10 protein-coding genes and 1 tRNA gene are annotated in these 10248 nt (G+C 39.8%); 8 read left to right on the top strand and 3 right to left on the bottom strand.

Annotated elements, in window-relative coordinates:
• The first annotated feature begins 136 nt into the window (after nucleotides 1-136).
• A tRNA-Leu gene (locus tag K8F54_RS01260) sits at nucleotides 137-218 on the top strand.
• Nucleotides 219-417: 199 nt separating this feature from the next.
• Here the strand turns inward: K8F54_RS01260 and K8F54_RS01255 are convergent.
• A complete protein-coding gene (locus K8F54_RS01255) occupies nucleotides 418-1125 on the bottom strand; it encodes a T9SS type A sorting domain-containing protein (protein WP_290785922.1) in 708 nt (235 codons plus the stop codon).
• 172 nt (nucleotides 1126-1297) lie between these two features.
• Between K8F54_RS01255 and K8F54_RS01250 the strand changes: the two genes are divergently transcribed.
• The 3 genes from K8F54_RS01250 to K8F54_RS01240 all read left to right on the top strand — a co-directional run bounded on the left by K8F54_RS01250 (nucleotide 1298) and on the right by K8F54_RS01240 (nucleotide 3988).
• Nucleotides 1298-1876, top strand: coding sequence for a HupE/UreJ family protein (locus K8F54_RS01250; protein WP_290785919.1), 579 nt, complete (start codon nucleotides 1298-1300; stop codon nucleotides 1874-1876).
• Between the two features lie 86 nt (nucleotides 1877-1962).
• The gene (locus tag K8F54_RS01245; protein WP_290785916.1) at nucleotides 1963-2394 is read left to right on the top strand and encodes a dCMP deaminase family protein; all 432 of its coding nucleotides are present in this window, start codon (nucleotides 1963-1965) and stop codon (nucleotides 2392-2394) included.
• A gap of 1 nt (nucleotide 2395) precedes the next feature.
• Nucleotides 2396-3988 carry a S41 family peptidase gene (locus tag K8F54_RS01240; protein WP_290785913.1) on the top strand — a complete coding sequence of 531 codons (1593 nt, stop codon included), beginning with the start codon at nucleotides 2396-2398 and terminating at the stop codon, nucleotides 3986-3988.
• Here K8F54_RS01240 and K8F54_RS01235 read toward each other — a convergent pair.
• Nucleotides 3985-4185, bottom strand: a complete 201-nt coding sequence (locus K8F54_RS01235; RefSeq protein ID WP_290785910.1) for a hypothetical protein — start codon at nucleotides 4183-4185, stop codon at nucleotides 3985-3987. The genes K8F54_RS01240 and K8F54_RS01235 overlap by 4 nt on opposite strands.
• Nucleotides 4186-4192: 7 nt before the next feature.
• Complete coding sequence (locus K8F54_RS01230) at nucleotides 4193-4777, bottom strand: MarC family protein (RefSeq protein WP_290785908.1); 585 nt, start codon at nucleotides 4775-4777, stop codon at nucleotides 4193-4195.
• A gap of 128 nt (nucleotides 4778-4905) precedes the next feature.
• Here K8F54_RS01230 and K8F54_RS01225 point away from each other — a divergent pair, with 128 nt between their 5' ends.
• From K8F54_RS01225 to K8F54_RS01210, 4 genes are all read left to right on the top strand, one after another.
• Nucleotides 4906-5469, top strand: coding sequence for a DUF3109 family protein (locus K8F54_RS01225; RefSeq protein ID WP_290785905.1), 564 nt, complete (start codon nucleotides 4906-4908; stop codon nucleotides 5467-5469).
• Between the two features lie 180 nt (nucleotides 5470-5649).
• Nucleotides 5650-6249, top strand: coding sequence for a hypothetical protein (locus tag K8F54_RS01220; protein WP_290785902.1), 600 nt, complete (start codon nucleotides 5650-5652; stop codon nucleotides 6247-6249).
• 428 nt (nucleotides 6250-6677) lie between these two features.
• The gene (locus tag K8F54_RS01215; RefSeq protein WP_290785899.1) at nucleotides 6678-7655 is read left to right on the top strand and encodes a ribonucleotide-diphosphate reductase subunit beta; all 978 of its coding nucleotides are present in this window, start codon (nucleotides 6678-6680) and stop codon (nucleotides 7653-7655) included.
• Between the two features lie 126 nt (nucleotides 7656-7781).
• Nucleotides 7782-10208: a ribonucleoside-diphosphate reductase subunit alpha gene (locus tag K8F54_RS01210; protein WP_290785896.1), complete on the top strand. Its 2427-nt coding sequence runs from the start codon at nucleotides 7782-7784 to the stop codon at nucleotides 10206-10208.
• Nucleotides 10209-10248: the final 40 nt, after the last annotated feature.

Raw genomic sequence — 10248 nt, 5'->3', positions numbered from 1 at the left:
GAGTATTGGAGGACATAGTGTTGTGTATGAATAGTTGGTTGAATGCAAATGTAAATGAATACCAAAGCTTTCAAAAAAAATGCTAGAAAGAATTACTAACAATTTACAATTAATTGTTTATTTTTGCCCTCCGCAGGCTCGAGTGGCGGAATTGGTAGACGCGCTGGATTCAAAATCCAGTGACTTCGGTCGTGTGGGTTCGATTCCCACCTCGAGTACAGATAAACCACAAAAGAGTGGAATTGCAAGCGAGTTTCAAAAAAGAAGCTCGCTTTTTTTTAAACGAAGCAAAGTGATTCTTTTTGTGGTTTTCAAGATGACGTTCTAGGGAAGTATGGTGAAACCATTCAATCCCACCTCGAGTACACTTTGACTGCACTCGGTGCAGATAAAAGCTTCAACAGCCATGTTGGAGCTTTATTTTTTTATAAATTTCTGAAGTGTTTTTCCTTCCGGAGTAGTGATTTCTAAAAGGTACAAGCCTTTGGCGAGATTTGAAACGTCTATAAAATGGGCTGTGTTAGTGCTCTCCAGTATCCTTTGTCCTGAAAGATCGAAAACCGATAGTTTTTCAATTGGAATAGCACCACTGTGTAAAAACAACTTATCTGTTGTGGGATTGGGATAAAGGCTGATTGTATGTAGCGCGTTTTCAGGAACAGCAAGCGGATCGTTTTTAAATTCAGCAAAATCCAAAAACTGGTTTTGAATGACCAATACCGTATTTCCGTCGGTAGCGGTATAAAAGGCATAGTGATACATGCTGCCTTCTTCAAAAAACTTTTGAAAAATAATGGCTTCGTAATCGGTTCCAATTGGGTCTGTACAGGGATTCGAAGGAGCGGTGAACACATCTATTTGGTACAGACTTTCAGAACTATCGTATACGAAATTTGCGGTAAAGAGATTGCAACCCCCGTCGCCTTCACCATTTTGAGGTTCTGGAATGTCCAAAAAAGTGACATAGGGTGCAATTTGCGGACTTGTTTGCGGTACGGGAAAATAGCCCCCACTATTTAATTGATACCCCTGCAAATACCAAGTGCCAAATAGATCGGGATTTTGTGCATTGCCTTGGAAGATTAACAAAGTGGATACACTTAGAAATGCCAGTATTTTTATCATATGAATTTCTTAATCAATATATAAAGTAGTTGCTGTCCCACTCATTTGAAAAGATAATCCTTAAAATCAATGCGAACTTCAGTTATGTCTAAAAAAGTAAGGGAAAATATAAATATATGAATATTCGTACACAATTCCTATATTTGAATAAACCTAACATCCCCACCCCACAATGTCTGAATTCTGGTTATACTTTAAACTGGGCTTAGAACACGTACTCGATTGGCAGGCCTACGATCACATCCTATTTTTGATTGTACTGTGTGCTGCGTATACCTTTAGTGCTTGGAAACGTTTGTTATTGCTGGTAACACTGTTTACGCTTGGCCACACTATTTCGTTATTAATGGCCAATTATAGTGTGGTAAGTGTATCGGCAAAGTGGATCGAATTTCTAATTCCCATAACAATCTTAATAGCGGCAATCTTCAATTTATTCACTGCGGGGAAGGAGAAAAAGCTCGAAAAATTAGGTCTTTTTTATATCGTAACCGTCTTTTTTGGATTGATCCACGGTTTTGGATTTGCTTCGTACTACAAAATGATCAATGACAGCAATGAAATGCTACCGCTCTTGGAATTTGCCCTGGGAGTGGAAGTTGCTCAAATCATCGTAGTGCTTTTGGTGTTGATCTTTGCTTTTATTTGTCAAATGATTTTTCGGTTTAACAAAAGGGACTGGGTCTTGGTGGTATCTTCGATTGTGATTGGAATGGTCATTCCCATGATTATCAACAATTGGATCTTTTAAAGAGAAGGAAACTTTTGTAAACATTTAACACCCACATTTTTTGTTAGGGTGTAACTTCCTCTTAATTTCGCTACTTATTAAATTGTATGAGTCCGAAGAAACAACATAAATACGATGTCGCCTATTTAAGGATGGCTGTAGAATGGAGTAAACTTTCCTATTGCAATCGGAGACAGGTTGGCGCGCTTATTGTGAAAGATAAAATGATTATCAGCGACGGATACAATGGAACACCAACGGGATTCGAAAATTTTTGTGAAGATGAAGAAGGTTATACCAAGTGGTATGTGCTTCACGCCGAAGCGAATGCGATTTCGAAAGTGGCGTCCTCCACACAATCGTGTAAGGGAGCTACCTTGTATATTACCTTATCTCCTTGCAAGGAGTGTAGCAAGCTCATTCATCAGGCCGGAATCACCAGATTGGTGTATCTTGACGAATACAAAGATAATTCAGGCGTAAAATTTTTGGAAAAAGCAGGCGTTAGTATAAGTTATATTAAAACATTGGAAGAATAGTATGGGATTTCATAAAAAATACGTGCCATTGATAGTGGGAGTTGCCGTAGCGGCAGGTATTTTTATAGGCTCAAAATTGAATTTCAACGACACCACCGAAAAGATCTTCGCGACCAATTCGAAAAAAGACAAACTCAATCGCCTAATCGACTATATCGATTACGAATACGTTGACAATGTAAACACAGACAGTATTGTTGATGTTACGGTAAATGGCATCCTAGAAAATCTCGACCCACACTCGGTTTACATTCCAAAGGATAGTTATGCGCACAACGCCGATGATATGCGTGGTAACTTTGTGGGAATTGGAATAAGTTTCTATACCTATAAAGATTCTATTGCGGTAATTCGCGCCATAGAGGGCGGACCGGCCGCCAAAGCAGGGATTAAAGGAGGTGACAGAATTCTTTATGCAAACGATAAAAAACTATTTGGTGAAGGGCTAGACCGAGATAGTATTACGGCCTATCTGAAAGGAGAAATAAATACCAAAGTTGCCTTGAAAGTATATCGGGAAGGTGAAGATAAACTACTCGAATTTAAGGTAAAACGAAAAGAGGTTCCCTTGGTGAGTGTCGATGCTTCGTATAAGCTAACCAAGGACATAGGTTATATCAAGATCAATCGCTTTTCTGAATCTACCTATAACGAATTCAAGGCCGCCTTAGAAGAATTGATTGATGAAGGAGTTACAAAGCTCGTCCTCGATCTTCGAAATAATCCGGGAGGTTATATTTCTACAGCCGAACGCATAGTCGATGAATTTTTGGAAGACGACAAGCTGGTGCTTATCACCCGTAACAAAAGTGGTGAAGAGCACAAAACTTATGCCACCCGCCGGGGAGAATTTGAAAAGGGACGTCTCTATGTGTTGATCAATGAAAATTCGGCTTCGGCCAGCGAAATTGTCGCCGGGGCATTGCAAGATAATGACAAAGGAACCATTATTGGTCGTCGTTCCTTCGGAAAGGGATTGGTACAACGGGAAATGTCATTAGGAGATGGCAGTGCAGTGCGTTTGACGATTGCTAGATATTATACCCCCACAGGCAGATCCATTCAGAAACCTTATGGAAATGGAAACGAGGCCTATTATAGTGATTACGAGAAGCGCTATAGAAACGGAGAATTAATTAGTAGCGATAGTATTAAAGTAGCCGATTCGTTACGTTACGTCACTCCTAAAGGAAAAGTTGTGTATGGAGGCGGAGGTATCATTCCGGATGTGTTTGTCCCGAAGGACACCAGTGTAGAGAACGAAACGCTTCAGTATTTGTCGCGCAGTGGCTTTATGAGTTATTTTATTTTTGAATTTTTAGAAAAGAATAGAGCTGCTTTCAAGGGAATGACCTTTAAGAAGTTTGCCGAAAACTATGAGGTGCCTAATAGTCTTTCCGAAGAATTTATCGTTTATTCAAAATTCAATGAAGCACAAATCGATCTCACTAATTACGATCACGACCTTAAAAAAGCACTCAAAGCCAATATTGCGCAGCAGCTATTTGGACCAAATGCCTATGAAACCATTCTGAATGAAGGCGATTTGATGCTTTCAAAAGTAATCGAATTGGACGCGAAAAGCTCCAACTAAGCCTTACCGTTTCTTTTTTCAATTTGCTTCGAAATACGAAGTATAAGCAGTAACAGAATAACACAGGCAGCGGCCAAGATACAAATCACGGCGACGGCACTTTCTCCTTCAAATAGATGACTTAAATCCAGTTTGGTAGCGTTAAATATTATAAGTCCTGCGGCGAGTGCCATAAGGATATAACTAAAGATTTTCATATCGGTTTCAATTAAACAGTTCTTGAATATTGGAGGTAAATAACTTCACCGCAATGGCCAATAAGATCACACCAAATACTTTCTGAATAACCGCAATTCCGTTTTTCCCTAAAAAACGTTGGATACGGGCAGATGTCTTCAGCACAATAAAAATGATCACAATATTAACAATAATGGCGATGATGATATTTGGGGTTTCGTATTCGGCGCGTAAGGATAGTAAGGTGGTTAAACTTCCCGGGCCGGCGAGTAAGGGAAATGCCAACGGGAAAATAGATGCCAAATCCGGACTGGTATGTTCTTCATCTTTAAAAAGGGTAATCCCAAGGATCATCTCGAGGGCAATAAAAAAGAGAATCAGGGCACCCGCAACGGCAAATTCATTTACATTAATACCAATCAGGTTTAAGATACTTTCGCCCAAAAATAAAAACAGTATCATCAAGATAGAGGCAATGATAGAGGCCTTTGCCGAGTTTATATGACCTGCCTTTTCCCGTAAGGAAATTATAATTGGGATACTGCCAATAATATCGATGACAGCAAATAAAACCATGGTTGCTGTTGCAATTTCTTTAAAGTTGAAAGTCATTCCTAAGTTTTGAAGTTGCAAAGCTACTACTATTGTTTGTCCTTTTGAAATTTGACACAGGCATTTTGCCGCTTATTTGCAATTCGGAATTTGCAATTTGAAAATTATAAGTCGCTATCTTTGCCCCCATGTTTCAGCTTGGAAAAACAATCGTCTCGGAAGATCTCATAGAAAAGGAATTTGTCTGCAATCTGCACGCTTGTAAGGGTGCCTGTTGTATAGAAGGCGAAGCGGGAGCTCCATTGACTTCAGTAGAAATAAAAACTTTGGAAGAAATATATCCAAAGGTGAAGCCTTTTCTTCGGCCTGAAGGAATTGCAGCTATTGAAATTCAAGGGACACATATTACCAGCGATCTAAATGAGATGGAAACACCTTTGGTGGAAGGAAAGGAATGTGTCTATGTAACATTTAAGGACAATGGTACGGCGAGTTGTGGCATTGAAGATGCCTATAATGCAGGAGCTGTGGCATTTCGGAAACCTATATCGTGTCATTTATACCCTGTGAGAGTGCAGGAATACAGTGAGTTTTCGGCGGTGAACTATCATAAGTGGCCCATCTGTAATGATGCCTGTAGTTTGGGAAAAGAGCTGAAGGTCCCGGTCTACAAATTTGTTAAAGAGGCACTTATCCGAAAATTTGGTGAGTCTTGGTATTTAGCATTGGAGAAGATTGCGGCGAAGGTTTAATGCTTTCTAGCAAGAACAGATTGTTATACTTCTTCTATAAATTGTTACAAATGAAATGCACGGCCCGGGTTTTACCCAGTAACTTTACTAAGTCTGTTTATATAAAAATAGCCCAAAAGGGTGAGTATTATATGACTGATAAATAGTATCTTAGTATATTATAAACCAATTGAAATCATTATGAAAAATTTTTTGTTAGCTGCTTTTGCGTTGGCAGCATTTATTGCCTGTGAAAACCCGGTATCGAAGAAGATAAAGGAGACCAAAGAGAATGTATCTAACACCACGAAAGCGGTGAAGGAACTGAATAAAATGCAAGAAGACATTCAGGATTTGCAAGAATTAGAACCGTTAACCAATGAAGAATTAAAAGCCTGGCTTCCCGATGAGATTAATTCAATGAAACGTACGGGATATAAAGCGGGACAAACGTCTTTCGTAAATATAGCCTCTGTAGAGGCTACTTATGCTAATGAGGATAAATCCAAGCAATTTAAAATTGAAGTGATAGACGGAGCCGGTCCCATGGGTGCGGCTGCTACAGCCGGGATGCGAATGCTTTTCTCTCAAGATTTTGAAGAAGAGGACGAGTATAAGAGCCGAAGAACGGTTAAAAAGAATGGTGAAAAAGCCATTGAAGAATACCGCAAGGATAACAATCGTAGTATCATAGAATTTATGCGTGATGGGCGCTTTTATTTTAAAGCGACGGGAACCAATATGGATATCGATGAAACATGGGATGCAATTGACGAGATAGATGCTGACGATTTGGGATAACGAATAATCGCTAATATTTTTAAAAACCGTTTCAATCTTTTTTTGAAACGGTTTTTTTTAATGTAGAAAGTAAAATCAGCGGGATAAAAATAAAATTTCATTTTTTTTCAAGGTTATTATTGTTAAAATTTAATGTGAATTAAAGCTTAGGCAAACACCTGTTTAACCACCATAATACGGAAGTCCAGAGAGGTTTTCAACGACTATTTTATAGATTGTTCATAACCTCTCGCCAAATATTTAAAAAGCTGACATGCAAGGTGTTAAGCTATGATTTTAACAAAATGATAAGAACAGTTTAAAAACGAGCGTGTTGAAAACTTTGTTGAAAACCTAAGGCTCATTTCTCCCTTTTTACTTTTTAATTTCTTCATATTTGTTAGTCCCTAGTAACAGGAAATTTTTAATAAAAATATAAACGAAGGACAATGAGCGCAGTGGAACCCATTTTACAAGAAAACAAGAATAGATTCGTAATCTTCCCGATTGAACATCATGATATTTGGGAATGGTATAAAAAATCGGAAGCCAGTTTTTGGACTGCCGAAGAGATTGATTTGCACCAAGATTTGACCGATTGGACAGGTAAATTAAACGAGGACGAACGCTATTTTATTAAACATATTCTTGCGTTTTTTGCTGCCAGTGATGGTATTGTAAACGAAAATCTGGCCGAAAACTTCGTAAACGAAGTTCAGTATAGCGAAGCGAAATTCTTCTACGGATTTCAAATCATGATGGAGAATATTCACAGTGAAACCTATTCGTTATTGATCGATACTTACGTAAAGGACGATAAGGAAAAGGATCAACTGTTCAATGCTATTGAGAATTTTCCCGCTATCAAGAAAAAAGCCGATTGGGCACTTAAGTGGATCGACAGTCCAAGTTTTGCCGAACGTCTTATCGCTTTTGCCGCTGTGGAAGGAATCTTTTTCAGTGGGGCTTTCTGCTCTATCTTTTGGTTGAAAAAGAGAGGCCTTATGCCCGGATTGACCTTTTCGAACGAATTAATCTCTCGGGATGAAGGAGTGCACTGCGATTTTGCGGTTCACCTCCACAACCACCACTTGGTAAATAAAGTATCCAAAGAGCGAATCCGTGAAATCATAGTAGATGCCCTAAATATAGAACGTGAATTTATCACCGAATCACTTCCAGCAAGTCTTATAGGAATGAATTCCAAGTTAATGACACAGTACCTTGAATTTGTAACCGATCGCCTATTGGTCGAATTACAATGCGAAAAGGAATACAACGCCACCAATCCATTCGACTTTATGGATATGATTTCACTGCAAGGAAAGACAAATTTCTTCGAGAAACGTGTTTCCGAATATCAAAAGGCAGGGGTCACTAATATGGATAAAGAGTCTAACAAAATTAGTTTCGACGCAGATTTTTAGAAGAGTATCCGCTTTCTCCCCAAGGGGCGGACTTTTCAATATATATTGCTGATAATGTGCAATTTATAGATTGCACCCAAGCATATTTTTCGAAAAAAGCAACTAACCTCATAAAGAAAGAACAGCATGAATGTAATTAAAAGAGACGGCCGAAAAGAACCTATTATGTTCGATAAGATCACCGCACGCGTACGTAAATTGTGCTATGGTTTAAACGAATTAGTAGATCCTGTAAAAATTTCGATGCGGGTGATTGAAGGATTATACGATGGGGTCACTACCAGCGAATTGGATAATCTTGCTGCCGAAGTGGCCGCCACTATGACTACATCACATCCGGATTATGCACGTCTCGCTGCGCGAATTTCTGTTTCCAACTTACATAAAAATACCAAGAAGACCTTTTCTGAAGTCATGCACGACCTCTATACATATGTCAATCCACGAACTGGAAAGGATGCGCCTTTATTGAGCGATGAGGTTTATAAGGTTATTAAGGACAATGCCGAAGAATTGGATTCGACGATCATTTATAACCGTGACTTTGGGTATGACTATTTCGGATTTAAAACCCTAGAGCGTTCCTATTTGTTAAAGCTGAACGGCAATATTGTAGAGCGCCCACAGCATATGTTAATGCGTGTTTCCGTGGGAATACATCTAAACGATTTGGCTTCCGTAAAGGAAACCTACGAGTTAATGTCGAAGAAATTCTTTACCCACGCTACACCTACTTTATTCAATAGTGGTACACCAAAGCCACAAATGTCATCTTGCTTCCTATTGACGATGAAAGATGACAGTATAGACGGTATCTACGACACACTGAAGCAGACTGCCAAAATCTCACAATCCGCCGGGGGAATTGGATTATCTATCCATAATATCCGTGCGACCGGGTCTTACATTTCGGGAACCAATGGGACCTCAAACGGGATAGTTCCCATGCTTCGTGTGTTTAATGATACCGCGCGTTATGTAGACCAAGGCGGTGGAAAGCGAAAAGGTTCTTTTGCTATTTATGTGGAACCTTGGCATGCCGATATTTTCGATTTTCTGGATCTGAAGAAAAACCATGGAAAGGAAGAAATGCGTGCTCGTGACCTCTTCTACGCTATGTGGATTCCGGATTTGTTTATGAAACGAGTGCAGGAAGACGGAGAATGGACCTTGATGTGTCCTAACGAATGTCCCGGTTTGTACGACTGCCATGGAGATGAGTTTGAAGCATTGTATGAAAAATACGAAGCCGATGATAAAGGCCGTAAGACAGTTAAGGCACGTGAGCTTTGGGAGAAGATCATGGAATCACAGATCGAGACGGGGACGCCATATATGTTGTATAAGGATGCAGCGAATAGAAAGAGCAACCAAAAAAACCTCGGAACAATTCGGTCGTCAAATCTCTGTACCGAAATTATGGAATATACTTCTGAAGATGAAGTAGCGGTATGTAATTTAGCGTCTATCGCATTGCCAATGTTTGTCAAGAACAATGAGTTTGACCACAAAGAATTATTCCGTGTTACAAAGCGGGTGACCAAAAACTTAAACCGCGTTATTGACCGAAATTTCTATCCAGTGAAAGAAGCGGAGAATTCAAATTTCCGTCATCGCCCGGTAGGCTTGGGAGTACAAGGCTTGGCCGATACCTTTATTATGCTTCGCCTTCCGTTTACCTGTGATGAAGCCAAAAAATTGAATCAGGAGATTTTTGAAACGCTTTATTTTGCAGCGGTTTCAGCCTCTATGGAAGAAGCAAAGGCAGACGGCCCGTACCAATCGTATAAAGGATCTCCTATTTCTGAAGGACTGTTTCAGCACAACCTATGGGGTATAAAAGACGAGGAATTAAGCGGTCGTTGGGACTGGAAAAAATTACGAAAAGAGGTGAAGAAGAACGGTGTGCGTAATTCCTTGTTAGTGGCGCCGATGCCCACGGCATCTACCTCTCAGATTCTCGGGAATAACGAAGCTTTTGAACCGTATACTTCAAATATCTATACCCGAAGAGTACTTTCCGGAGAGTTTATTGTAGTGAACAAACACCTCTTGGAAGACTTAGTTACTTTAGGGCTTTGGAACGAAGACCTGAAAGAAGAAATTATGCGTGCCAATGGCTCTATCCAGGATGTGGATCACATTCCTCAGGATCTAAAAGAATTGTACAAAACCGTATGGGAATTAAGTATGAAGGATATTATCGATATGTCACGCCACAGAGGCTATTTTATCGATCAGTCGCAATCACTGAACCTGTTTATGGAAAATGCAAATTTTGCCAAACTAACCTCTATGCATTTCTATGCGTGGAAGAGTGGCCTTAAAACGGGGATGTATTATTTACGAACCAAGAGTGCTGTCGACGCAATTAAGTTCACGCTCAAGAGCGAAACGAAAAAAGAACCGGTGGCAGCAGTTGCGGAAACGGCGACAGTAGACGCTATCTCGGCCGATTCCAACAAACCGCTCTCCCCTCAAGAATTACGTGAGATGTTAGCAAAATCGAGAACTGCTGAAGAGGATGATGATTGCCTAATGTGTGGCTCTTAGAGTTTAAGTGTTTTAATTAATAAAAAGGAAGGCCTTCGCC

The sequence above is a fragment of the Altibacter sp. genome (assembly GCF_019913785.1).
Lineage (GTDB): Bacteria > Bacteroidota > Bacteroidia > Flavobacteriales > Flavobacteriaceae > Altibacter.
The sequence above is the reverse complement of the archived record's forward strand: the minus strand, read 5'-3'. Positions and strand labels throughout refer to the sequence as shown.

Bases quoted from the DNA above. Each gene is read 5' to 3' on its own strand.
- K8F54_RS01245 (WP_290785916.1), top strand. From the start codon at position 1,963: ATGAGTCCGAAGAAACAACATAAATACGATGTCGCCTATTTAAGGATG.
- K8F54_RS01240 (WP_290785913.1), top strand. From the start codon at position 2,396: ATGGGATTTCATAAAAAATACGTGCCATTGATAGTGGGAGTTGCCGTA.
- K8F54_RS01225 (WP_290785905.1), top strand. From the start codon at position 4,906: ATGTTTCAGCTTGGAAAAACAATCGTCTCGGAAGATCTCATAGAAAAG.
- K8F54_RS01215 (WP_290785899.1), top strand. From the start codon at position 6,678: ATGAGCGCAGTGGAACCCATTTTACAAGAAAACAAGAATAGATTCGTA.
- K8F54_RS01230 (WP_290785908.1), bottom strand. From the start codon at position 4,777: ATGACTTTCAACTTTAAAGAAATTGCAACAGCAACCATGGTTTTATTT.
- K8F54_RS01220 (WP_290785902.1), top strand. From the start codon at position 5,650: ATGAAAAATTTTTTGTTAGCTGCTTTTGCGTTGGCAGCATTTATTGCC.
- K8F54_RS01250 (WP_290785919.1), top strand. From the start codon at position 1,298: ATGTCTGAATTCTGGTTATACTTTAAACTGGGCTTAGAACACGTACTC.
- K8F54_RS01210 (WP_290785896.1), top strand. From the start codon at position 7,782: ATGAATGTAATTAAAAGAGACGGCCGAAAAGAACCTATTATGTTCGAT.
- K8F54_RS01235 (WP_290785910.1), bottom strand. From the start codon at position 4,185: ATGAAAATCTTTAGTTATATCCTTATGGCACTCGCCGCAGGACTTATA.
- K8F54_RS01255 (WP_290785922.1), bottom strand. From the start codon at position 1,125: ATGATAAAAATACTGGCATTTCTAAGTGTATCCACTTTGTTAATCTTC.